Origin of the sequence: Rhizobium sp. YTUHZ045 (genome assembly GCF_051124255.1) — a bacterium.
Lineage (GTDB): Bacteria > Pseudomonadota > Alphaproteobacteria > Rhizobiales > Rhizobiaceae > Rhizobium.
Genome location: NZ_CP101432.1, coordinates 406,882 through 430,433, shown reverse-complemented (window position 1 = coordinate 430,433; position 23,552 = coordinate 406,882). Strand labels below are relative to the sequence as shown.

General features: G+C 58.5%; 27 protein-coding genes. 4 read left to right on the top strand and 23 right to left on the bottom strand.

Annotation, left to right across the window (positions count from 1 at the left end; all coding sequences use genetic code 11):
- Position 1: 1 nt before the first annotated feature.
- From NMA58_RS02110 to rfbA, 16 genes are all read right to left on the bottom strand, one after another.
- Positions 2–916: a TIGR04325 family methyltransferase gene (locus NMA58_RS02110; protein WP_434712119.1), complete on the bottom strand. Its 915-nt coding sequence runs from the start codon at positions 914–916 to the stop codon at positions 2–4.
- Positions 913–1,779, bottom strand: a complete 867-nt coding sequence (locus NMA58_RS02105; RefSeq protein ID WP_434712118.1) for a hypothetical protein — start codon at positions 1,777–1,779, stop codon at positions 913–915. The genes NMA58_RS02110 and NMA58_RS02105 overlap by 4 nt, the downstream gene beginning before the upstream one ends.
- Complete coding sequence (locus tag NMA58_RS02100) at positions 1,764–2,396, bottom strand: PIG-L deacetylase family protein (protein WP_004677164.1); 633 nt, start codon at positions 2,394–2,396, stop codon at positions 1,764–1,766. The genes NMA58_RS02105 and NMA58_RS02100 overlap by 16 nt, the downstream gene beginning before the upstream one ends.
- The gene (locus tag NMA58_RS02095; RefSeq protein WP_434712117.1) at positions 2,393–3,094 is read right to left on the bottom strand and encodes a WbqC family protein; all 702 of its coding nucleotides are present in this window, start codon (positions 3,092–3,094) and stop codon (positions 2,393–2,395) included. The genes NMA58_RS02100 and NMA58_RS02095 overlap by 4 nt, the downstream gene beginning before the upstream one ends.
- A complete protein-coding gene (locus tag NMA58_RS02090) occupies positions 3,091–4,059 on the bottom strand; it encodes a PseG/SpsG family protein (RefSeq protein ID WP_434712116.1) in 969 nt (322 codons plus the stop codon). Before NMA58_RS02090 ends, NMA58_RS02095 begins: the two co-directional genes overlap by 4 nt.
- The gene (locus NMA58_RS02085; RefSeq protein ID WP_434712115.1) at positions 4,041–4,718 is read right to left on the bottom strand and encodes a cytidylyltransferase domain-containing protein; all 678 of its coding nucleotides are present in this window, start codon (positions 4,716–4,718) and stop codon (positions 4,041–4,043) included. Before NMA58_RS02085 ends, NMA58_RS02090 begins: the two co-directional genes overlap by 19 nt.
- Positions 4,715–5,731, bottom strand: coding sequence for an N-acetylneuraminate synthase family protein (locus NMA58_RS02080; protein WP_434713483.1), 1,017 nt, complete (start codon positions 5,729–5,731; stop codon positions 4,715–4,717). The genes NMA58_RS02085 and NMA58_RS02080 overlap by 4 nt, the downstream gene beginning before the upstream one ends.
- Positions 5,732–5,841: 110 nt before the next feature.
- Complete coding sequence (locus NMA58_RS02075) at positions 5,842–6,912, bottom strand: radical SAM/SPASM domain-containing protein (protein ID WP_434712114.1); 1,071 nt, start codon at positions 6,910–6,912, stop codon at positions 5,842–5,844.
- Between the two features lies 1 nt (position 6,913).
- The gene (locus NMA58_RS02070; protein ID WP_434712113.1) at positions 6,914–7,759 is read right to left on the bottom strand and encodes an NAD-dependent epimerase/dehydratase family protein; all 846 of its coding nucleotides are present in this window, start codon (positions 7,757–7,759) and stop codon (positions 6,914–6,916) included.
- Positions 7,752–8,465, bottom strand: coding sequence for a nucleotidyltransferase family protein (locus NMA58_RS02065; protein ID WP_434712112.1), 714 nt, complete (start codon positions 8,463–8,465; stop codon positions 7,752–7,754). Before NMA58_RS02065 ends, NMA58_RS02070 begins: the two co-directional genes overlap by 8 nt.
- Complete coding sequence (locus NMA58_RS02060) at positions 8,458–9,438, bottom strand: NAD-dependent 4,6-dehydratase LegB (protein WP_434712111.1); 981 nt, start codon at positions 9,436–9,438, stop codon at positions 8,458–8,460. Before NMA58_RS02060 ends, NMA58_RS02065 begins: the two co-directional genes overlap by 8 nt.
- Positions 9,435–10,754, bottom strand: coding sequence for an ABC transporter ATP-binding protein (locus tag NMA58_RS02055; protein WP_434712110.1), 1,320 nt, complete (start codon positions 10,752–10,754; stop codon positions 9,435–9,437). Before NMA58_RS02055 ends, NMA58_RS02060 begins: the two co-directional genes overlap by 4 nt.
- Positions 10,754–11,629 (bottom strand): ABC transporter permease, encoded by an 876-nt coding sequence (locus NMA58_RS02050; protein WP_434712109.1) that lies wholly within the window; start codon positions 11,627–11,629, stop codon positions 10,754–10,756. Before NMA58_RS02050 ends, NMA58_RS02055 begins: the two co-directional genes overlap by 1 nt.
- Complete coding sequence (locus NMA58_RS02045; RefSeq protein WP_434712108.1) at positions 11,626–12,732, bottom strand: DegT/DnrJ/EryC1/StrS family aminotransferase; 1,107 nt, start codon at positions 12,730–12,732, stop codon at positions 11,626–11,628. Before NMA58_RS02045 ends, NMA58_RS02050 begins: the two co-directional genes overlap by 4 nt.
- Before the next feature lies 1 nt (position 12,733).
- On the bottom strand, positions 12,734–13,108 hold the full coding sequence (locus NMA58_RS02040) for a sugar 3,4-ketoisomerase (RefSeq protein ID WP_434712107.1): 375 nt from the start codon (positions 13,106–13,108) through the stop codon (positions 12,734–12,736).
- A gap of 22 nt (positions 13,109–13,130) precedes the next feature.
- Positions 13,131–14,042 (bottom strand): glucose-1-phosphate thymidylyltransferase RfbA, encoded by a 912-nt coding sequence (gene rfbA / locus NMA58_RS02035; RefSeq protein WP_434712106.1) that lies wholly within the window; start codon positions 14,040–14,042, stop codon positions 13,131–13,133.
- A gap of 248 nt (positions 14,043–14,290) precedes the next feature.
- Here rfbA and NMA58_RS02030 point away from each other — a divergent pair, with 248 nt between their 5' ends.
- A complete protein-coding gene (locus NMA58_RS02030; protein ID WP_434712105.1) occupies positions 14,291–15,088 on the top strand; it encodes a glycosyltransferase family 2 protein in 798 nt (265 codons plus the stop codon).
- 28 nt (positions 15,089–15,116) lie between these two features.
- Here NMA58_RS02030 and NMA58_RS02025 read toward each other — a convergent pair whose 3' ends face one another.
- From NMA58_RS02025 to NMA58_RS02015, 3 genes are read right to left on the bottom strand one after another with little or no spacing between them, the layout of a single operon-like run.
- Entirely contained in the window at positions 15,117–15,917 is an 801-nt protein-coding gene (locus tag NMA58_RS02025; RefSeq protein ID WP_434712104.1) for an anti-sigma factor family protein, read from the bottom strand.
- Positions 15,914–16,519: an RNA polymerase sigma factor gene (locus tag NMA58_RS02020; RefSeq protein WP_430957020.1), complete on the bottom strand. Its 606-nt coding sequence runs from the start codon at positions 16,517–16,519 to the stop codon at positions 15,914–15,916. Before NMA58_RS02020 ends, NMA58_RS02025 begins: the two co-directional genes overlap by 4 nt.
- 43 nt (positions 16,520–16,562) lie before the next feature.
- Positions 16,563–17,099, bottom strand: coding sequence for a tetratricopeptide repeat protein (locus NMA58_RS02015; protein WP_430957019.1), 537 nt, complete (start codon positions 17,097–17,099; stop codon positions 16,563–16,565).
- A 166-nt stretch (positions 17,100–17,265) separates the two neighbouring features.
- Between NMA58_RS02015 and NMA58_RS02010 the strand changes: the two genes are divergently transcribed.
- The 3 genes from NMA58_RS02010 (at position 17,266) to NMA58_RS02000 (ending at position 20,138) form a co-directional block, all read left to right on the top strand.
- On the top strand, positions 17,266–18,318 hold the full coding sequence (locus NMA58_RS02010; RefSeq protein ID WP_221157712.1) for a type III polyketide synthase: 1,053 nt from the start codon (positions 17,266–17,268) through the stop codon (positions 18,316–18,318).
- Positions 18,315–18,818, top strand: coding sequence for an isoprenylcysteine carboxyl methyltransferase family protein (locus NMA58_RS02005; RefSeq protein WP_434712103.1), 504 nt, complete (start codon positions 18,315–18,317; stop codon positions 18,816–18,818). Before NMA58_RS02010 ends, NMA58_RS02005 begins: the two co-directional genes overlap by 4 nt.
- Before the next feature lie 72 nt (positions 18,819–18,890).
- Positions 18,891–20,138: an NAD(P)/FAD-dependent oxidoreductase gene (locus tag NMA58_RS02000; protein ID WP_434712102.1), complete on the top strand. Its 1,248-nt coding sequence runs from the start codon at positions 18,891–18,893 to the stop codon at positions 20,136–20,138.
- Here NMA58_RS02000 and NMA58_RS01995 read toward each other — a convergent pair.
- Genes NMA58_RS01995 through NMA58_RS01980 form a run of 4 tightly spaced genes read right to left on the bottom strand, consistent with a single transcriptional unit; the run spans position 20,128 to position 23,550 of the window.
- The gene (locus NMA58_RS01995; RefSeq protein ID WP_434712101.1) at positions 20,128–20,667 is read right to left on the bottom strand and encodes a gluconokinase; all 540 of its coding nucleotides are present in this window, start codon (positions 20,665–20,667) and stop codon (positions 20,128–20,130) included. The two genes, NMA58_RS02000 and NMA58_RS01995, sit on opposite strands and share 11 nt — an antisense overlap.
- 26 nt (positions 20,668–20,693) lie before the next feature.
- Positions 20,694–21,647: a peptide ABC transporter ATP-binding protein gene (locus NMA58_RS01990; protein WP_085777039.1), complete on the bottom strand. Its 954-nt coding sequence runs from the start codon at positions 21,645–21,647 to the stop codon at positions 20,694–20,696.
- Positions 21,644–22,660, bottom strand: a complete 1,017-nt coding sequence (locus NMA58_RS01985; protein ID WP_085777038.1) for an ABC transporter ATP-binding protein — start codon at positions 22,658–22,660, stop codon at positions 21,644–21,646. Before NMA58_RS01985 ends, NMA58_RS01990 begins: the two co-directional genes overlap by 4 nt.
- Positions 22,660–23,550, bottom strand: coding sequence for an ABC transporter permease subunit (locus NMA58_RS01980; protein WP_064800740.1), 891 nt, complete (start codon positions 23,548–23,550; stop codon positions 22,660–22,662). Before NMA58_RS01980 ends, NMA58_RS01985 begins: the two co-directional genes overlap by 1 nt.
- Positions 23,551–23,552 lie beyond the last annotated feature (2 nt).

Here is a 23,552-nt window from a genome sequence, read left to right as displayed (position 1 = left end):
GCTAGATTTCCGGCTTCTCAAGAAACCAGCCAGTATACGACCATTCGTATTGTCCCTGAGCTGGCGTAAGGCCAATGCCCCAACGCGTCAATTCCTGCAAGGGCGGCGGTGTTGCTAGTCCAAATGTCCCAGCTGGCTGGAAACTGTCCAGCACCTCGTAGCCATGCCTCGCGAAGTGATTCTGCAATTCATGCGCGTTCAAGAACCACACGGGGTAGCTCGCGCGATAGATGCGTTCCGGCACATGCTGCACAAAAGGGGCTTCGGGGATATCGAACTGCGCGCTTGTTCTGTCAACAAGGATGAACTTGACGCCTTTCGAAAGAAGTCTCTCAAGATGCCCGTGCGGATATTCGAGATACTGGAGCACGCCCGAGAGCAGAACGATGTGAGGATTCACAAGATCGATTGCTTCTTCGAGGCTATGAGAAAAGCTCAGAAGCCCGTCTTCAAATTCTACTCGTCCTGCTTCTACAAAATGAGGCTGCTCGACGACGCACCATTTCAATTCCGCGAGATGAGCCAGTTTCGAGCGGTGTTGGAAATAGGAACTTCCCAGCGCCCCCCCGAAGTCGACCACTCTCAAACGACGTTCGGACCTGGATGCAACATAGAGAAGCCAGGCAAGCAGAGGATGCGAGTAGCTTTTTTCTTTGAAGACTACAGTGTCCCGCTCATATGAGGCATGGCCCTGAACAACTGCGCGCGTCGCTTCGATGGCTTTTGCAAGAATGGCCGGCGCATCATAGCCGCCTGATTCAGCCATTGCCGAACGCCAATCAGCGTACGGTCCGTCGAAAACGATGTTGTGCCGCCGGAATTCGTTCCAGATCTCCTGTTCGCGCGCTTGCGGCGATTCTCGCGTCACCTCAAGCAGGCAGTGGATTCCCGGGAGCGCAAAATGAAGCCGTCTCATTCTTCAAACCAGGCTTGGAACGGCCGCCGCTCAAATTCGTCCAGCGCCCCACCGGGTGTGGAATTGAAGATGCGGATATCATTGGCTTTCGCGATATTTGCGATGGCTCGATATTGTCGCCACAGCCGCGCCGCCTGCTGAAAGTCGTCATGACGGTTCGTTGTCGGGGTGCCGTCCGCATTTACCGTGAAATCTTTTCCTTTTTGCACCTTGAGATCGAACGCGTATTCATAGGTTGCTGACAGAAAACGATCGTGGTCGACGCCGAGCAGGATGATCTCTTTGAAACCAACATACATCGCTATCATCAGCGCCATTACCGGCACCGAGTCGACACGCGGCACCGGTTTGGAGATATCGACGATTTCCACTGATGGTCTTTCGTCGAAGCTTTCGCCGAGCATCAGATAGCGAACCGTTCGTCCCGAAAACAGATTGTGTTTTCGAACCAGCTCCGCTTCCGTGGAGCTGAGGAACAGTTCGGCCCCTCCCAGATGCGAATGCATCTCCTCGAACCAGCGGACCACGTCCTCCGGCGTCATCAATCCGTAGGTAATTTGCGGAACACAATGATAACGAGACTGGAACTTGTCGAAATCGGAATGCAGATAGCCGTTGGAAACGGTTATGACATTTTCGCCTTGAAGCCGCGACAGATCCAAGCCCTTGACGCTCGGGCCATTTCCTAAAATGAAACAGCGGCGACCCGCATGCAGTCCGGCAAGCTCTCTATTTTCGGCCAATGCCCTCGCGACATCAGCAGGTAACTTGTGACGATTTTTTAGCCTGCGCTTCAGCTCATGCACACCATAGGGGAGCAGCATGGAGCCAAAAGTCAAAATTTTTCTCAAGGCTGCAGCCACTTCACCACCTCGAAGACTTCGGCGTATTTTACACCGATGCGCTGGCCGGCGTTCTCGGCTTCATTGCGGAAGAAGCTCACCCATTTCCGTCCCGTGCGCTCCATTTCGGATTCATGCGCCAGGATCGCTTTTTCCTTCTGGTCCCAATGGGCGGTGATGTCGACGTAGAAATTCCCCCTGAAGTCGACTGTCGAGTGATACCAGTTGCTGCGGTACATCAGCAGGCGCGGCACATGGCGGCAGCTGTGCAGCGAGGCCCGCGACAAGGCCAGATGGTCATGGTGGATGTCTCCGACCCAGTGCGTATAGACCATGTCGATCTTCAGATCCTGCACGAGCTTGAGGATCTCGATATTCAGTGGGTCGACGAATTCGATCTGGAGCGTTTTGAACTCGCCGCAAAACATCTTTTGCACGCCAAGGATTTCCATCGCAGCATCCGCTTCCGCTCTGGCGACCTGACTGCTGCGGACGGACTGATCATACTGGTTGGAAAAACCGGATACAGTCGCGACATAGACGTAAACCGTATCGCCGTTTGCTGTATGGCGGGCCAATGCACCGCCACAGCCCAGCTCAACGTCGTCAAAATGGGCACCGATCGCGAGAATATTCATTTACAACTCCAGAGCAGGTCACGCGTGCCTGCAATACCACAATTCAGCAGTGTGTCGAGAATGCTGAGATAGGGAATGAACTCCCCGAAAGGCTGTGGATAAACTGGATGGACGAAGTGCTGCCACTCGATTTCAATGCCGGCTGCCTCGAATACTTCCGGTCGCATATAATCGCGTGCGCCAAGGCCTGAGAGATATCGGGTCGCTCCCACTTTGCGCAGCAATTCGACGAGCAATTCGTTCCTGTGTCCCTCGGGGCTTAGAGTGCTTGATCGCACCGTCGGCACTCTGATTTCAAGCATATCCAGAATCCCGTCGAGGAAATGCATGTTGAAATCAGCCAGCAGTTCGAACCGTTTGGCGTAAAGGCCCTCAACGCGGGGAAAGACCTCACTCCAACCGGCAGACCTACGATAATTTTCGCGAATCAGGGAAAGATTCTGATCTATCCATCCGGTGCCAGGCGCCAGTTCCACCTCGTTGATCGGGGTACCAAAGCTCGGCTTTTTGATTCCTACAGTGAGCCAACGATCTCCCTGCGCGGTCTTTATCTTGTCACGGTGGGTCCAGCTTTTGCTCGTTCCATGAACAAACTGGACATGGTCCAGAACGATATAGAGGTCGGCGTTCAGAAAACGCTGAAAAAAGCCGAGATAGGAGGCAAAGTCCGGCTGATGAATTACTGCTGTCAGGGTCATGCCGCCAACCTCTCCAGCAAATCGGCCACGCGGCCCACCCCGCCAAGGTCGACCTTGGTCATGGCAGTCTCGCTCATGCTCCTGATGGGAATTGCCTTTTCCAGGATCCCGAGATCGAAAGCGGAGTGATGCCCAGCGAAGAACGCTGCTCCAAGCTCCTCGAGCGCACGCCCAACCGGGATTTCGAAAGGTTCGTTTGCGATCACCACACACGGCAAGCCGGCCGCACAGGCTTCGAAGGGCGTAAGACCGCCACCGGTAATTGCCAGATCGTGACCATACATCTCTGCCGCAAGCGAAGGCACCTGCTTCAACAGCCTGAACCGGTCCGGCGCAGCGGTCGCGACGACCATTTCTTCAAGCTCTGCCATGTGCTGGAAGCTAGGGCCGGTGACGATCGTCACAGGGAAGGGATTGCTGCTCAGCCATTTTGCAACGCGAACCGTCACGCCGTAAGTGTCGGCGCCGCCAAGTGTGACAAGTATGGATGCAAGCTTTTCCCGAACTCGGCGATACCTAGCGATTTCAGGATTGAGTATCATGTACTCCACCCCCAGCCGAACATCCCTGCCTTTCAAATCCTCCGTGTTTTCGAACAGGAGAGCGCAGATATTCAAGTCGGCAAGTTCCGCGCCATCACCGCGATCATCAAAGGTAACAAGCTTCGCGTCCAAGCCCTTGATCGTCTCGCTATGGAGCCGCTGCGTATTAAGGCGGTCGTTGATCCAGATCGGAGAGGAAGCAGCGGCTTCCAGGAAATCCTTCTCCCATCCCGTCACGACGGCGAGATCATAAAGCGCCACATCAAAACCGCGCTCGTGGATGATCCTCAACGAATTCGGATGATCGTTGGCCAAAAATCGGACGGTATGACCACGGGTACGCAGCTCGGAGGCGAGCGTCAGCGACCGAAACAGATGGCCCATGCCACGTGCATGCGAACTTTCTATGCAGAAGACGAACATAGTCTGATTGCTTCTTCTGTCCCGAGCCAGGTTCCACCCGCCAGCGCTGCGAGTGCACAGGCACGTCTCCAGTCTTCCTCAGTATCCACCGTCAGGCGCAGATCCGGAGCGACTTTGGCTTGGGGCACATCGAGCCGACCAATCTTGAACAATTCAGGCCGATCGGTGAAGTATTCATTCACGTGCTCGCGATGATGCGGCAGCTTCCCCTCACGATGACTGCGCGTGAGGGCTTCGAATGTGAATATCTCGGCACCGACGCCGATAGGCAGCTGGCCGAACGCATGGGTATAGTCGAATCCATGTTTTTCGTGGAAGTCGATCAGTTTCTCGAGTTCATCGATGTCGGTGAAGGGATTATCTGCGGTTAACCGCACGATATCCGACATCCCAAGTGACCTTGCACATTCGAAATAGCGGTCGAGCACATCGGCTTCGTCGCCACGAAAGCAGCTTACTCCCTGCTCAAGGCACCAGTCTTCGATGATATCGTTCTCGCTGGCCGCCGATGTCGCAACGACAACCTTGGCTGGGCGCTTCAACATCTGAAGTCTACCAAGAACATGTGCGAGAAGGGGCTTGCCGGAGATGTCGCGAAGCACTTTGCCCGGCAGCCGCGTTGATCCCATCCGCGCCTGAATAATAATTCCAAGCGTCACGCCAGATCGCTCCACTGGAGCACCGCGTCCGCATCGACGTCTTTTGCGACCCGGCGTCCTGCGAGAGCTTCGAAATGCTTCGGTTCAATTCCTGTTCCCGGCCGCTTGACGGATATGTCGCCGGCTGAGATGACATGGCCGGCCTTGAGTGGTCGATTGACGACAACGCTTTTGCGATTGTTCAATCTCGTCGTCGCTTCGCTCGCAGCCGGCTCCTTGCGGCCACTGCCTTTCATGATCTCGAACGCGCGTATCGCGTCGACGAGCCATTTCATTTCCGCCGGGTCTGCCGAAAGCATGTGGTCGGGACCGTCGGCGGCCTTGTCGTAGGTGAAATGCCGCTCTATGACCCGGGCGCCCATCGCGACCGCGCAGAGGCTCGCGACCGGTGTCAGCGTATGGTCGGAGTAACCGACGTCGAGATCCGGGAACGCTTCCATCATCGTTTGCATCGCACGCAGGTTCACATTTTCCGGATGCGTCGGATAGCTGGTGATCGCGTGCAGCAGAATGAGTTTGTCGTTGCCGGCCCCCTTGATTGCGGCGACGGACTCCCGAACTTCGTCGAGCGTCGACATCCCCGTCGATAGGATTATCGGCTTGCCGGTTTTCGCCAGATATCGGAGAAAGGGAATGTTGACCGCGTCGTCCGAACCCACCTTGTGGGCGCCGACTCCGCACTTCTCCAGCAGATCGACATCCGTTTCATGTGAGGGCGAGGAGAACCAGTCCAGCCCGTGCTCTTCGGCGTAGCGAAACACCGCTTCGTGAAGCTCGTGACCGATTTCATATTTACGGAAGAGTTCGAACTGCGAGGTAACGCCAGTGTTCTCCATATCGAACATGGCGTTGCGGCTCGACAAGGTCTCCGCGCGATAAGTCTGGAGCTTGACAGCATCTACCCCCGCCGCCTTTGCCTCGTCAATCAGGCGCTTTGCCTGATCAAACGTCGTGAAGTTCCCGCCGATCTCAGCGATGATATAGCACCGATCAGGCCGGTAATTCCGGAACATCTTGTTACTCCCTGTAATTCGACGGGCAAAGGTGTCTGGTTCTTGCGGCGATCGCAGGCCCCTAAACTGCAGGCCTGTGATGTCTGGCCGTACGGCGCGGACTTGGTCGATTACCGTCCGATTTCCTGGTTCCGGTCGACGTAATTCCGCACCGTGACCTGCCGGCCGCAAATCTCAGCCGTCTCGTCATTGGTCTGTCTCGGCAGATAACACCTGCGGCAGACTTCGCTCTTCAGGAAACCCTGCGGCTCCTTGTGCAGAGCGCGCACCGCGTTCATCTTTTCCCCGTGCCAGATTTGGTGCACGGTTTCGGTGTTCGCATTGCCGATAACCTCGCGATTCTCCTCGTCGTTCGAGCACTTCATGACCAATCCGTCGGCACCAATCACCAGGCGTTGGTACTGCTGCGGGCATGTGAAATTATCGAGATAGGCGATATCGGAATCGTTGCCGAGATAATCGATCAGCGGGTTGAAGGCGACCAGATCCACATGAGGCGCAAAAGTCTCGTAATAGAGATCCGGATTTTCCCGTATCGCCGGCCAGATGCCCTGCACCTTGATGACAGGGCGGTTGAGACCGCGCTCCTCCTTGTACTTCTTTATGTCCTTGATCTTGTCGAGCAGGGCCTCGAACTTGATCGGCTTGCGGATCTTCTCGTAGGTCTCACCGGTGCCATCGATCGAAACGGTGATCCAGTCGATGCCGGCATCGACGAGTTGCGCGAAATAGTCTCTGTTGAGCTTGAAGCCATGCGTGAGCGTCGAGACTTCCTTGATCCCGTGGTCCTTGGCATAGCGCACACAGTCGGCAAAACGTTTGTGCAGCGTCGCCTCGCCGCGCAGCGACAGACGGATGGCCGGAACCTTGCCGCCGATCTCATCGATGATGCGGCAATAGAGGTCCCAGTCCATCCGGGTCGTGTTGACGTTCTTCTTGAACTCGTCGCTGATCGTATAGCACATGGGGCAGCGCAGGTTGCAGATCGACGCCAGCTCGAGATCGACCAGAAGCGGATAATCCGAAACCTCTTGCTTCAGCGCATATTCCGACCACTTGCGACGGTATTCCGCATACTCGGCTTCCCAACCCTCGCCACGGTATTTCTCGAACGCGGCTTCGCGCTCGTCCGTGTCCATCGAGTAGTTGCCTTTGTTGATCGGAACGTAACGCTCGTTCAATTTACGACTCCTTCATCATCACGCGGATGCCGGCGGGTAGATCCCATTCCGGCCGCCATCCGAGAACGGCGCGAGCCCGCGCAATATCGGCCCGCACGTCAGGTATTTCATTCCGCCGAACAGCGCAAGACGACACTACTGGTAGATCAGTGCCGGCGGTTTCCTGCAAGATGTCGATGATTTCCTGCACCGAATACGACGTTCCCGAGCCGATGTTGATGCAATGATAGCCTTCGGAGACGTTCATGGCTTTGGCGAAGGCGCTCAGGACATCGTCAACAAAGACATAGTCCCGCCGCGGACTGAGGTCCATGACCTGTATTTCCTGCTTGGTTCTTACCTGGTTCAGAAGCGTCGGCATCAGAAATTCCGAGCGCTGCCCAACTCCATATATATTGAAAAGGCGCAATACCACTACTGGTATCTGCTCGTGTGTGGCAGCGAACTCACAGAGTTGTTCGGCAAGATGTTTGGAAAGAGCGTAGGGATTGTTCGGTCTGACGGGATCAGTCTCTTGGATCGGCAGCCGCTCCGGCACCCCGTAGACATAGGCGCTCGCAAATATGAGCTTGGCCCTGTGCCGTTTGCACCAGTTCAATGCATGCTGCGTCCCGAGAACATTGGCAGCCGTGAAGCTTGGCCCTTGCGTCCAGCTGTCGGGAACAAATGTCTTGCCGGCAAGATGAAACAGCGTGCGCGCCGGGGGAAGTACCTGCCACACCCCCTCCTCGCTGATGTCGCCGTGAGTCCGGTCCAGAGCAAGCACGTCAATGCCGGCTTGTTCAAGCCGCTCTACAAGACGCTTCCCGAGAAAGCCGCCAGCTCCGGTGACGATGGCATCAACCATTCAAGAACCTGGACTGCATGGTTTCGAACTGCTCGATCGCCAGCGCGTAATCGTCGGGCCGTCCGATATCGAGCCAATAGCCGGGAAAATCGCGAACCGTGGCCGGCTTTCCGGCCGCAAGAAGATCAAGCATCAGTTGGTCAAAGCCGTAAGCACCGCGTTGCGGTATGTGCTCGACCGCCCGTGAGGACACCATATAGACGCCCATGCTGACCTTGTACTCGGCCGTCGGCTTTTCCCGAAAGCCTGTCAGACGTCCCGCCTCGTTGGTGTCAAGGACCCCGTAGTCGATGCGATGCTGCCGTGTCTTGGACGAAATCGTGAAGATATTGCCGTCGCGGACGTGGCTATCGTGAAAATCTGCATAGTTCAGGTCCGTCAGGATGTCTCCGTTCATGACCAGGAAATTCTCCGGCAGATCCTTTATCAGCCGCAGCGGCCCCATGGTGCCAAGCGGTTCGTCCTCGAGCGAGTAATCAATGCGCACGCCCCATTTGTCGCCATCCTGGAAAAACGCCTTGATCAGTTCGGCCTGGTGGTTGACGGCAAGCGTTATGTGCTGAAACCCGCCCGATATAAGCTGACGGATGATGACCTCGAGAATGGGATAATCGCCGATCGGCATCAGCGGCTTGGGAAGCACGACGGTATAGGGCCGCAACCGCGTCCCCATCCCTCCGGCCAGGATGATCGCACGCCTAGACATTGAAAATATCCGCCTTGTATCTCGCCAGATTCTGGGGCTGACGCAGCCATTCGACGGTCGCTTTCAGTCCTTCCTCCAAGCTGTAACGCGGCGAAAATCCGGTGAGCGACTTGATCAGGCTGTTGTCGCAGCACAGGCGTTCCACTTCGCTGTTTTCAGGACGCAAACGCTGCTCGTCGCATTCGATCTCGGCGCTGACGCCGATGATGTCGGCGATCAGTCGCACGGTGTCGCCGATCGATATCTCGCTGCCCGAGCCGATATTGACCGTCTGGCCGACGGCTTGGTCGCAGGCCGCGAGCGCCAGAAAACCATCGCATGTATCCTGGACGAAATTGAAGTCCCGCGTGGGCGAAAGCGCGCCAAGCTTCAGCGTCGTCCGCCCGCTCAGAAGCTGTGAAATCACTGTCGGAATAACCGCCCTTGCCGATTGTCTCGGGCCAAAGGTGTTGAAAGGCCGTGCGATCGTCACCGGCAGATCAAAGCTCGAATGAAAGCTGTAGGCGATCGCATCGGCGCCGATTTTCGAAGCCGAATAGGGCGACTGCGCCTGCAGAGGATGACTTTCGCTGATCGGCACAAAACGCGCCGTACCGTAGACTTCACTGGTCGAAGTTTGGATGACGCGGCTTACGCCGGCATCGAGAGCGCCTTGAAGGACGTTCAGCGTCCCATGCACATTCGTATCGATGTAGCTTGAGGGCGCTTGATAGGAATAGGGAATCGCAATCAGAGCGGCGAGATGGAAAACCGTATCCACGCCTTTAGCGACGGTGCGCATTTGCGAGGGATCGCGGACGTCTCCGAGGATCACTTCGAACTGGCCGCGATGTTCGGATTGGTCAAGCCAACCCCAGCTCGAAAACGAGTTGTACTGGCATAGGGCGCGAACTTCGACGCCCGACCTGACCAGCGTCTCGACAAGATGAGAGCCGATGAATCCATCCGCCCCAGTGACAAGCACTTTCTTCATTTCAAAACACCCTCAGAATCGCGCTGGAAGAGCTTCTCCACTTCCCAAGGCAACTGGATCGCCGAAATCGACGGCTTGCGTTGCTGACCCAGCATCTGGATAATTCCGACATTGTCCTCGACGTCAAACCGAATACCCTCCGCGACGGAATAGATCGAGAACCGGCTCGATATGCCGAGCCGCAGGTAGAAGGTGCCGGTGTTGAGGAGATATCCGGGAAATCTGACGCGCGCTTTGTAATAACCGGCTGGCCGGGTATCCAGGCGCCCGACCTCGAGTTCGGGATCGGAAAGGCTGAGGAGCGTGGTGTAGCCATCCTCCATCTTGATCTGCATCCCGACCGATAGGCCGGAAAGAGGCTCCCTCAATTCGTATTCGACCTCGACCGAGAAGCCCTTTGACAGTTCCACTGTCTCAGAAACCTCGTCCTTCTCGTTCAGTACCGCGACACGGCATATCACTGCCTTTCCGTCGATGTCTTCGGGATTGACCGAGTAACTTGCCGTACCGCCGAATTCCGGGCGATCGAGATAGGCCTTTATCACATCTGCGGTATCACCTATCGCAGCAACCTTGCCATCGGCCATTAGGATCGACTTCGGGCAAATGCTGCTGATCGCAGTCATGTTGTGACTGACGAAGATGATCGTTCGACCGGCCTTCGTGACTTCTTGCATGCGTCCCATGCACTTGTTCTGGAAGTTGACGTCTCCGACGGCCAGAACTTCGTCAACCAGAAGAATCTCCGGCTCGAGATGCGCCGCGACCGAGAAAGCCAGACGCACATACATTCCAGATGAATACCGCTTGACCGGCGTGTCGATGAATTCGCCGATTTCGGCAAATTCGACGATCTCATCGAATTTGGACCTGACCTCGGCGCGGCTCATGCCAAGAATGGCGCCGTTGAGATAGACGTTCTCGCGACCGGTGAGCTCCGGATGAAATCCGGTGCCGACCTCGAGCAGGCTGGCAATCCTGCCCCGTATACCTATGAAACCCGAATTGGGCATGGTTATACGTGACATGACCTTCAACAGCGTGGATTTGCCGGCGCCATTCCTGCCGATGATACCGACTATTTCGCCGTTCCCCACCTCGAAGGAGACATCATCCAGCGCTTTGAAGATGTCGCCTTTCACTCGCGACTGCTGGCTCTTTTTGGAAGCATAGTCGGATACAGAAACATTCGGGTCGGGAAGGTTGCGCCACTTTGCCCACCAGCTTTGAAGGTCGCGATAGAGCGTGCCGTGATTGATCACTCCAAGGCGGTACAGCTTGCTGACATGCTCCGCTCGAATAACGATATCATTCATCAGACGGTATCCATCGCCGTTGCCTCAGCTCGCGCGAAAAGCATCAAGCCGCATGTCGCGATCGCGACAGTCACAGCCAGATTGGCGAGACACAGACTGGCCGGTAAAGCTGGAGCATCAAGCAGCGCCCAACGGAAGGTCTGAACCGGGGTCGTCATCGGATTGATATAAAAGAACCAGTGATACCGCTCAGGAATCTGACTGAAGGGATAGACAATCGGCGTGGCGTACATCCAGAGCTGCGTCATGAATCCGACGGCGTAAACCAAGTCACGAAAACGGACTGTTAGCGCCGAAACCACAAGCCCCGCACCGATACCCAGCACAGCAATATAGAGCAGCAGGAGCGGCGTCATAAACAGGAACCTGTAGTTCAATGCCAGATCGGGAGCGGCGATCTTCATCCCAACCGCAACCGTCAACAAGAGCAGGAACTGGATGGCAAATGCGACAAGTCCGCTCATGGCAACGGATAGCGGCACCACGAGCTTGGGGAAATAGACCTTTCCGAACAGGTTGGCGTTTTTCGAGAAGACGTCGGAGTTATTGGCCAGACAGACAGAAAAATAACTCCAGATGATCGTTCCGGACATGTAAAACAGGAAAGGCGGCAGGCCATCCGTGGACAGGTTGGCGATTTTTCCGAACACGATATAATAGGTCATCGCTGTCAGCGATGGTTGAATGATGTACCAGACCGGCCCCAGAACGGTCTGTTTATAAAACGTCGTGAAATCCCGCATGAAGAACATCCAGACGAGATCGCGATATCGCCAGACGAGCCCAAGATCCGGCGCGCTGCCCTTCGAAGGCTTGATAACGATATCCCAATCTTCCTCGCGGGTGGAGGCCGATCCCTTCAGCTGTTCTGTCATGCCGCCAACTTCAGCTTTTCCGGGAGCGCAGCAAGAAGGCTGCAGACGCGCTCGATCTCATCCTTTCGATGCCCAGACGAAATAGGCAGGCTCAGCTCGGTGGCATGCAGCTCATCGGCAATGGGATAATCGCCGGAAAGAATGCCTTGCATTGCCTTCTGCCGATGCGGGGCGATCGGATAATGTATCTCGGTCTTGACGCCGTTATCGAGCAGCCACTGACGCAATTCGTCGCGGGCCGGGTGACGTATCGCGAAGATATGAAACACGTCATACTCGGCAGGTCGACGAAGCGGCTGCGCGAGCCATTTGGGCAAATTGGCAAAATAAATGTCGGCCAGTGCCCGCTTATGTTCCGTCACCTGATCGAGGTGACGGAGTTTAACCCGCAGGAATGCCGCCTGCATCTCGTCAAGCCTCGAATTTACACCGATATAGACGTTCTCATATTTTTTCTTCGAGCCGTAGTTGCGCATATATCTCAGGCGGTCGGCAAATTCGTCATCGTCCGTGACGATCGCGCCCGCATCTCCGAGAGCTCCAAGATTCTTGGTCGGATAGAAGCTGAAGCAACCGGCAATTCCGAAGGTGCCGGTCAGCTCGCCGTCATAGCGCGCGCCGTGAGACTGTGCGCAATCCTCGATCACCTTGAGACCATGCTCGCTTGCAAACGCGGCGATCTCGATCATCCGGCAGGCTTTGCCGAAAAGATGCGTCACGCAGATTGCTTTCGTATTGCGTGTGAGCGCCGCAGGAAGGCGCTCCGGATCGATATTGAAGGTTTCGCGTTCGGGCTCCACCAGAACGGGTTTGTGGCCCGCGCGAAGAATTGCCAGGATAGTGGCTATATAGGTGTTGGAGGCAACCATGATCTCGCTGCCTTTCGGCAGGTCGAGCGCTTCGATCGACAGGATCAATGCATCCAGACCATTGGCCACGCTGATGCAATGTTTGCTTTCTGCAAAGGCGGCGAATTCGGCTTCGAATGAGGAGACCTCATTGCCAAGTATGTACCATCCGGAACGAATGATACGGGATGCAACCGCCTCCAACTCTTCCATCAGCGCGCGGTTGGCTTGCGCAAGACTTTCATACTCAATCATCTCAGAGCCGTTCATAGGGGGTGTCGATGTAGTCGTCCTTGTCGTACCCGTGAGAGGCAAAAACGAGCAGGATAGAACCAGGACCGAAGGTCATTTCATGCCAGTCCCTTGGCTCTACCAGCAGGCACTGGTCCGGCGACGACAAGGTGACCTCTTCCCTGGCTTTTCCATCATCCATCAAAACCGTCACGCTTCCCGAAATCGCCACCAATGCCTGCCGAGTCTTGTGATGACGATGGCCGCCGCGTGTGTATCCGTCAGCACCATAGATCCAGAAGCTCCTGACGACCGGAAATGGCAGTATTCCGTCCATGACGGTCAAAGCGCCTCGTCCGTCGGACATCGTCTTTAACTTAAGCAAGGTAAAAGCAGACAAGATTGGTTTCCAGTTTTGCAGGTCAGCCGGGCGGGAAATGCGGAGCTGGTTCCCGCACCAGGCTGATGAGGTATCGACCGTAAGAGCTCTTTTCAAGTGGAGCCGCCAGCCTCAGCAACTGCTCGGCATCTATGTATTCCAAATGAAAGGCGATTTCTTCAGGGCAGGCAATCTTCAGCCCCTGGCGCCGCTCGATGGTGGCAATGAACTGACTGGCTTCAAGGAGTGAATCGTGCGTGCCAGTATCTAGCCAGGCATGTCCTCTGCCCAAGACGGCAACATTCAGCCTGCCGGCCGACAGATAATGCCGATTGATGTCGGTAATTTCAGTTTCACCGCGAGGCGAGGGTTTCAAACCGGCCGCAATGTCAACCACGTCATTGTCGTAGAAATATAAGCCCGTCACTGCATAAGAAGAGCGCGGCCTGGATGGCTTTTCCTCCAGGCTGAGGACTTTGCCCTGGCCGTCAAATTCCACCACTCCATACCGTTCGGGATCGTGGACTTTGTACGCGAAGATCGTCGCTTCGTCCGACCTCGCGGAAGCCGCGGATAAATCATGAGTCAGGAGGTTGCCGTAGAAGATATTGTCCCCCAGCACGAGGGCGGTTGCTTCTCGCCCGATGAATTCCCTGCCGATCGAGAATGCCTGGGGAATTCCGTCTGGTGCGGCCTGCACGGCATATTGGAGGTTTAATCCCCATTGGGCGCCGTCACCCAGCAACTGTTCAAAACGCGGGGTGTCCTGCGGCGTGGAGATAATCAGGATATCCCGGATGCCTGCAAGCATCAGCGTTGACAGGGGATAGTAGATCATCGGCTTGTCGAAAACCGGAAGAAGTTGCTTCGAAATGGCGAGAGTCGCGGGATGAAGTCGGGTGCCCGAACCACCGGCGAGCAAGATGCCCTTGCGCAGTTTTTTATTCGAAGACAAGAGACCTCCTGCAACCGGTAAATCCGCGCGCACTCACGAGCTTGTCGTGATGACATCGCTATTCGACAGTGCTCACTACAGATAGATGGGGCCGCATGCAATGCACTTAGCAAGAGGAGCAGCCGCCGCCGCTCACCAATCAGGCGTTGATCGAGGATAATTTGCGGTACTCGATTGCGGTACTGCCTTTCCGTCTGATACGGGTTGGCTTGCTATTGCCTTTTGAAATGTAAGCAAGATACCGTTAGATGGCTGCAGACACTGCCGATCCACGCCCTCCCCGGATAAGCCTCATTACTGTTTGCTGGAACGCCGAGCGAACCATTGCCGATACGCTGCGGTCCATCGACGCGCAAACCTACCGCGATTTCGAGCACATCATCATCGACGGTGGCTCACAAGATTCGACGCTTGCCATCATCGCTTCGGCGCCGGCGGAGAACCGCCGTGTGCTTTCGGGACGAGACGGAGGTATCTATGAGGCCATGAACAAGGGGATTGGCCTTGCGAGCGGCGACATCATCGGCTTCTTGAATGCGGACGACACTTTCGAGAGCAATGACTCTCTCGGAACCATGGCGGCCGCGCTGGACGATGAAGCCTATGACGGCTGCTACGGTGATCTCGTCTATGTTTCCAACCGGCAGATCGATCGCAAGATCCGTTACTGGAAATCCCGCGCGTTCAAACCCGGTTTCTTCGCACGCGGCTGGTGTCCGCCACATCCGACATTCTACGTTCGGCGGAGCATCTATGAACGGTTCGGCCGGTTTGATCTGCGTTATCGGCTTGCAGCCGACGTCGAGCTCATGATGCGATTTTTGGAAGTCGCGCGGATCAGCACGATCTATATCCCGCGCGTCTTGGTCAGAATGCGCTTGGGGGGCGCCACGAACAAGAACGTTCAAAATATATCGCGCCAGAACAAGGAGGTGCTGCGGGCGCTTGCCGACCACGGCCTCAAGGTCTCAACATCGATGTTCTGGGCCTTCAAGATCGTGAACCGGTTAGGCCAGTTCCTGATGCGCAACCGGCCGCAGGACTGATCAGCTTAGCGCAGCCGCCAATGGCCGGTCACGCCGCCACCCTCCCCCGCACGGCGTCCGCCATCGCAGTCATCCGGTCCGCCGCAGCATGCCCGATCAGCATAAAGGCATGTGTCGCATTCGACCAGTAGACAACATTCATTCGCTTGCGGTTTTCAAGGTCCGGCGCCTTCGGCCCCGCGTCGGATTTCACGATGCAGAGCGCCATCGGCCCGGTCTCGGGATCGAGATAGGCGATCTGGGCGAGCGGCTTGCCGTCATATTGCAGCAGCAGGGCGCGTTTGAAATCGACCCCAGTGAGCGAGACGGCTTCAGGGGAGAGCGACAGGCCGAGCTTCTCGTCGAGACTGGCGAGCTGGGCGGCCTGGTCCTGCCTGCCGGGCACGGGGCCCGCAAGCGTTTCGGCGGTATAGAGCGAGATATAATCGGCGACCACGGCGCGCCATTCGCTGTTTTCGTCCTTTGCCGAAAAACCACTGCCGATGCCGATGACGGCGCGGTCAATGGCGATGCCGGCCACAAGCGAGGCGGCGAGCGCACCCAGGAAGCGACGGCGAGTGGGCGCGGGCGCAGCGACCGATCTTGCGTTCTCATGCGCAGGAATGGCGGCGAGTATCGCCTCCAGTTTTTCGCGCGGGGCTTCGGTGAGCAGCGGAGCAAAGGCCGACTCGAACGGCAGGCTGGCGCGGGCCAGGAAATCCAATCGTTCGGCGACGCTCTCATCTTCCTTGACGATGGCTTCGATGCGGGCTCTCTCTTCCGTCGTCAGCTCGCCGTCGATGAAGGCTGTGAGATCCTCGTCGGAGGGAATGGTGTGTTTCGTGCTCATGGGCGTCCCCCTGCCTGTCCGGCGCCGGAGAGCCTGGCGCGGGCGGCCGCCAGCCGGCTCATCACGGTCCCGATCGGAATATCCAATATGCCTGCGACCTCGCGATAGGATAGTCCTTCTACGTAGGCGAGGAAAACCGCCGTGCGTTGCGCCTCGGGCAACGCATTTACCTGCTTCAGCACCTGCCCCGCCATCACATGCGTTTCAGTCTCGTGCGCGCCGTCGAAGGTCAGCGCCTCGCCGGCGTCGACGAAACCTTGGCCCTGGCGCACCCGGCGCGAGCGGATCTCGTTCAGCCAGATCGAATGCAGGATCGAAAACAGCCAGCGGTCGAGCCGGGTGCCGGGAACGAACTGGCCGGCGCGCTCGAGCGCGCGAAGGCAGGTCGCCTGCACCAGATCGTCGGCGACATCGCGCTGATGCGAGAGAACGAGACCATAACGCCAGAGCCTGGCCAGGTTTTCCGTCAGACCGCTCCTGATATCCGCTTCGCTCGCGATGACCGCCTCCGCCAATCCTGCATCCCTTGGAACCGCCTGATGAACAGGCGATTCCATTCTCGCGCGACTATAGGCAGGAATTGTAGCGTGCGCGACCGACATTCGGATATCCTTTCCCGGCTCCATTCCCGCTAGTGGCCTAAGCTCAGATCTTCGATGGGTCGAGGATGACAGCGTTCAGATCCTGATATTCCTCGCAAGCCGTGCCGCAGATCGCCTTGATCGTGTTCAATTGCTCCTTTGCGAGATCGAGCCGGCCCTTGATGACATAGGCTTCGCCGAGATATTCACGGACCTTGGCGTATTGCGGATCGATTTTCACCGATTGCAGGTAGTAGGAGATGCCCTCGTCGGTGCGCCCGAGCTTGCGGGTGGCGTAACCGCGATAGTTCAGCACCTCGGCGCTGTTCTGGTCCTTGACCGTATCGAGCATGGCAAGCGCCTCTTCATAACGGCCGGCCTTGGCCAGGGAATAGGCATAGTCGGTACGGTTCTCGTCCGAGACATTGGCGCTCTGCTGCTTGACGCATTTCTTGGTCTTCTGGTCGTAGATCTCGCCCTTCTTGCAGGTCGGCATCGTGCTGTTGTCGTTGCCGACAGCAAAGACCGGGCCGGAGAAGAGCGAAGCGGCAAGGCAGCCGCCAAGAAGGACGGAAGCGATACGGGCTGTCATGATCGTCATGGAAAAACTCCTCGAAAGTGACGTTGCGGGGAGAGAACACCGCTGCCCCGGGCTTTATTCGCCGGCCTCTCTATTTTCTCCATCACTGCTTCGTGAAGTCCAAAGCCGAATAAATCATCGGGACCGGGTGTTTTCAGCATTGCGCCGGAACGACAAGGAGAATTCCGTGACCGATACCGTCAGTCTCGTCAGCCTCGCCACCGCCACGCCCGAACATGTCATCTTCCAAAACCAGGCGGCCGAAGCCTCGGCCCGGCTGTTTGCCGACCGCTACGAGGATTTCCATCATCTAGCCCGCGTCTTCGACAGCGCCGGTATCAACAAGCGCCATGCCGCGCGGCCGCTTGCCTGGTTCGACGAAACGCATGGCTGGCAGGACCGCATGCAGGCCTACGGAGAGGTGGCAGGCGCCCTTTTCGTCGAGGCGGCCAGCGCGGCGCTTCGCCGGGCCGATCTCGGAGCCGGTGATGTCGACTGTATCGTCACGGTCTCTTCCACCGGTTTTACGACGCCGAGCCTTGATGCGCAGCTTGCCCACCGCATGGGCTTCAGGGCCGATATCGAGCGGGTGCCGGTCTTCGGGCTCGGCTGCGCCGCCGGCGTCTCGGGCTTTGCCATCGCGGCGCGGCTGGCGCGCAGCCGGCCGGGCGCCGTCGTGCTTTTCGTCTCGATCGAGCTTTGCACGCTTGCCTTCCGGCTGGACGAGCTGACGCGGCCAAACATCATCGCGACAGCGCTGTTCGGCGACGGCGCGGCCGCCTGCGTGCTCCGCGCCGGCGAAGGCGGACTGGCCCAGGTGGAATCAACAGGCGAGCACCTCTTCCCGGATACGCTCGATATCATGGGCTGGAAGATCGACGATGGCGGCTTCGGCATCGTGCTGGCGCAATCATTGCCGCCCTTCGCCGAACGGGAACTCGCCCCTGCGGTGGCGGCCATTCTGGGGCGCAACGGGCTGAGACCAGCAGATATCGACCGCTTCATCTGCCATCCCGGCGGTATGAAGGTGCTGGCCGCGATGGAGAGCGCGCTTTCACTGACACCTGGCACGCTCGATCACGAACGGGCCGTACTTGCCGAATATGGCAACATGTCCTCACCGACCGTGCTGTTCGTGCTGGAGCGGGCAATCCGCGCCGGGCTGCCGGACCGGGCGGCGATGGTCGCCATGGGACCGGGTTTTTCGGCAAGCTGTGTGACGCTGCGGAGGGCGGCGTGATGTGGCCGTCCATCGCGCTCCTGTCATTCGTGACGCTGCAGCGGTTGGGCGAGCTCATGCTCGCCCGGCGCAACACCGCCGCCCTTCTCGCAAGAGGCGGCCGGGAAGTCGCCGCGGATCATTATCCCGTCATGGTGGCGCTGCATGCCGCCTGGATCATCGGCCTTTGGCTGCTGGCGCCGGGTAGGCCGGTTCAACCCTTCTGGTTTCTGCTGTTCATCGGACTACAGGGGCTGCGGCTCTGGGTGCTGGCAACGCTGAAGGACCGCTGGACGACACGCATCATCGTCCTGCCCGGCGCGCCGCTGGTGAAATCGGGACCCTATCGCCTCCTCCGGCATCCGAACTATGCGATCGTCATCGGCGAGATTGCCGCTCTTCCCTTTGCCTTCGGCCTGCCCGCCTATGCGATTGTCTTCTCGCTTTTCAATGCCGCCATCCTGCATGTGCGCGTAAAGGCCGAAAATGCCGCACTGGAAAGCGCAATGATTTTGAAATAAATACAATTTTTCGTTTGCGCCGCGGGATCGGCAGGGGCATTTTCAACATATGACAATGCGGAATGCAGGGGAATGACGAAGAACGCAATCGTGCTTGGCGCCGGTATCGTCGGGGTGTCCACCGCAATACATCTTCAGCGGCGCGGCCGGCAGGTGACGCTGATCGACCGCAAGGATCCGGGCAGCGAGACCTCCTTCGGCAATGCCGGCCTGATCCAGCGCGAAGGGGTTGCGCCTTACGGCTTCCCCCAGCAGCTCGGCATGTTGCTGCGTTATGCACTCAACAACGAAATCGATGCCCATTATCATCTCAGTGCCTTGCCTAGCCAGCTCGCCTTCCTTGCCCGTTACTGGTGGAATTCGAATGCCCGGCGCCACGCGGTCATCACACGGGCTTATGCACCGCTGATCGAAAACTCGGTTGCCGAGCACAAGGACCTGATCGAGGCCTCGCAGGCACAGGCGCTGATCCGCAAGGACGGTTGGATAAAAATCTTTCGGACGGAGGCGATGCGCGACGAGGCCCTCGCCGAGGCCACGCTTTGGCAGACCGAATTCGGCGTGACCTATGACAGCCTGACGTCGGGCGATATCGCCCGCATGGAACCCGATATTACCGTCCCTTTTGCCGGCGGTATCCGCTGGCGCGATCCCTGGTCGGTGCTCGATCCGCATGCGCTGACAGCAGCCTATCGCCGCTATTTCGAAAGCCTCGGCGGCCGCTTCGTCACGGGCGATGCCGCCTCGCTCGGCCAGTTCGGCAGTGGCTGGAAGATCATGACCAGCGAGGGCCCGCTCGAAGCGGAGGACGCGGTCCTGGCGCTCGGCCCCTGGGCAGCCGTCGCGACGCGCCGGCTCGGCTATTCCTTTCCCCTCGGCGTCAAGCGCGGCTATCACATGCATTATGCCGCCAAGGGCAATGCCATGCTCAACAACTGGATCCTCGATGCCGAACGTGGTTATTTGCTGGCGCCGATGAACCGCGGCATCCGCCTGACGACCGGAGCGGAGTTCGCAAGGCTTGACGCACCGAAGACGCCGGTGCAGCTCGACCGGGCCGAAGCCGTGGCGCGTAGCATTTTTCCGCTCGGAGGAAGGCTCGATCCCGAACCATGGATGGGCGCGCGCCCCTGCACATCAGACATGATGCCGGTCATCGGCAAGGCGCCGCGCCATCAGGGGCTATGGTTCGCCTTCGGACACGCCCATCATGGGCTGACGCTCGGGCCGGTGACCGGCCGCGTGCTTGCGGAACTCATCACCGGCGAGACGCCGTTCATCGATATTTCGGCCTACTCGCCGCAGCGCTTCAGGCCATAACACCGAGGGTGGAGAGACCCCTGAGGGCCGTTGCCGCAATGCCTTCGATGGTGTCGCCGATATCTACGGTGACGACACCGGGTTCGCCTGTCGGCACCTCGAGTGTCGCCAGCTGACTTTCGAGCAGCGAAACCGGCATGAAATGCCCCCTGCGCTCGCCCATGCGCTTGGTCAGCAGCGCCTTCGATCCTTCGAGGTAGACAAAGAGCAGATTGCCGCCGGCAGCAGTCCTCAGCCTGTCGCGATAGATGCGCTTCAGCGCCGAACAGGAGACGATGATGCCCTCGCCTTTTTCCAGCGATGCCTGCATGCGTTTGCCGATCAGGTCGAGCCAGGGCATCCGATCCTCATCGGTCAAGGGAATGCCCTTCGACATCTTCTCCACATTGGAAGCCGGATGAAGCGCATCACCTTCAACGAAGTGGAGGTGCAAGGCCTCGGCGAGTTTCTCGCCGACCGAGGACTTACCGCAGCCGCTGACCCCCATGACGATGATCGCATGAGGTTTGTTGATCCGATCGTCCTGCATGTTTCCTCTCAAACGGCGGCTTCCGCTCAGTCGAGCGGGAAATGACAGGCATATTGTTGTGCGCCTTCTCCGCTTAATTCGGGAGAAACCTGGCGACAATAGTCCTGCGCCTTCCAGCAACGCGGGTTGAAGTGGCAGCCGGACGGCGGCTTCAGAGGCGACGGCAGTTCGCCCTGCAGCCGGATGCGGGTCTTGGCGCGCTCGGGGTCGGCGATCGGGGTCGCCGACAGCAGGGCGGCCGTATAGGGATGGCGCGGCCGGGCGAAGACTTCGGCGGCGGGACCGGTTTCGATCGGGCGACCCAGATACATCACCATTATCTCGTCGGCGATGTGGTGGACCACCGAGAGGCCATGCGAGATGAAGAGGTAGGCAAGGCCCATCTCCTTCTGCAGGTCCATAAGCAAGTTCAGCACCTGCGCCTGGATCGACAGATCAAGGGCCGAAACTGGCTCGTCGAGCACCAGAACCTTCGGCCGCAGCATCAGCGCGCGGGCAATGGCGATGCGCTGGCGCTGGCCGCCGGAGAACATATGAGGGTAGCGGCCGTGATGCTCCGGGCGCAGGCCGACACGGGCCATCATCTCCTCCACTTTGCGGCGGCGGGCGCTGGCATCGAGATCGGTGTTGATCTTCAGCGGTTCTTCCAGGATCGCACCGACCTTCTGGCGCGGGTTGAGCGAGCCGTAGGGATTCTGGAAGACGATCTGCACCTGGCTGCGCAGGCTGCGGTCGCCGACCCGCGCCGGCTTGCCGTCGATCAGCAACTCGCCAGCCGTCGGATCCTCGATCATCGTGACCAGACGGGCAAGCGTCGACTTGCCGCAGCCGGATTCGCCGACGACGGCAAGGGTCTTGCCGGAATGGAGGCTGAAGCTGACGCCGTTCAGCGCCTTGACCGTGGCGTCGGCTTTGAAGAGACCGCGGTTGACGGTGTAGAAACGGGCGAGATCCCTGCCCTCGAGAACAGCGCCCGTCATACCAGGTCTCCTGCGGTTTCAACGCGCATGACGCCGGGATGGCCCAGCGGCTTGCCGTCCTTCAGTGGATAGTTGCACAGCGCCCGTCCGAGTTCAGGCCCCTGGCGCACAACACCGCGCTCGCATTCGACCGTGGCATAGCCGCAGCGGGGAGCGAACAGACAGCCCGTCGGGCGGCCATGCTGGCCGGGAACGACGCCGGCGATCGAGGGAAGGCGCTGGCCGACTTCGGCGCGCTCCGGCAAGGCGGCAAGCAGGGCTGCCGTATAGGGGTGGTGTGGATCTCGGAACAGCGCCTTCACCGGCTGCTCCTCGACCTTCTGACCGGCATATTGCACTTGCACGCGCTCGGCGGTTTCGGCGACGACGCCCATGTCGTGAGTGATCAGCACCAGCGCCATACCCTGCTCCTTCTGCAGGCGCACGAGCAGATCGAGGATCTGCGCCTGGATCGTCACGTCGAGTGCGGTCGTCGGCTCGTCGGCGATCAGGAGCTTCGGATTGCAGGCGAGCGCCATGGCGATCATGACGCGCTGGCTCATGCCGCCCGACATCTGATGCGGGAAGTTCGACAGGCGGTCTTCGGGGGCTGGAATGCCGACGAGGCTCAAGAGTTCGATCGAACGTTCGCGGCGCTCTTTCCGGTTGAGACCCATATGGACGCGCAGGGTCTCGCCGAGCTGGAAACCGACGGTGAAGCACGGGTTCAGGCTCGACATCGGCTCCTGGAAGATCATCGCCATCTCCTTGCCGACGATCCGGCGGCGTTGGCGGCCGGAGATGCCGCGCAGATCCTTGCCGTCGAACTGCATGCGGTCGGCGGTGATCCTCGCCGTCCACGGCAGGAGCCCCATCAGGGCCAGCATGGCGACGGATTTGCCCGAACCTGATTCGCCGACGACCGAGAGGATCTCGCCCTTGTCGCAGGTGAGCGATACGCCGTCGACGGCGCGGAAAAGACCTGAAGACGTCTGGAATTCGACAGTGAGATTTTCGATTTCGAGGAGCGGCATCACGACCTCTTCAGTTTGGGGTCAAGCGCATCACGCAGGCCGTCGCCCATCAGGTTGATGGCAAGAACGGTGATGAGGATTGCAAGACCCGGGAAAGTCACGACCCACCAGGCGCGCGAGATGAACTCACGGGACTCGGCAAGCATGGTGCCCCATTCGGGTGTCGGCGGCTGGGCGCCCATGCCGAGAAAGCCGAGGGCGGCGGCATCGAGGATCGCCGCCGAGAAGGCAAGTGTGGCCTGAACGATCAGGGGGCCGAGACAGTTCGGCAGGATCGTCTTGAACATCAAGCGGAGCGTGCCCGCGCCGGCGACGCGCGAGGCGATCACATATTCCTTCTCACGCTCGGAAATGACCGAGGCGCGGGTCAGCCGCACGAAATGCGGCTGGTTGACCAGCGAAATCGCGATCATCGCATTGGTAAGGCCGGGACCCAGGACCGCCACCAGCACGAGCGCGAGCAGCAGCGACGGGAAGGCCAGGATGATGTCCATCAGGCGCATGATGGCGGTATCGATCCGGCCGCGGAAATAGCCGGCGACGAGGCCGATCAGGACACCACATATGACCGAAAGTGTGACGACCACGACGCCGATGAAGAGTGAGAAGCGCGCGCCGTAGATCAGCCGCGATAGGATATCGCGGCCGACGGCATCCGTTCCGAGCGGAAAGGAGGCGTGGCCTCCTTCCATCCAGGCCGGCACTGCCAAGAGCACTTCACGATTCTGCTCGTTCGGCGCATGCGGCGCAAAAACCGGTGCAAAGATCGCAACGACGAGGATGATGACGAAAACAACGAGGCCGATGACGGCGCCCTTGTTGCGGGAAAAATAATGCCAGAATTCCGCAAGAGCGGATGGCTGGCCGGTTTTGACGGTGACCGTGCTCATGG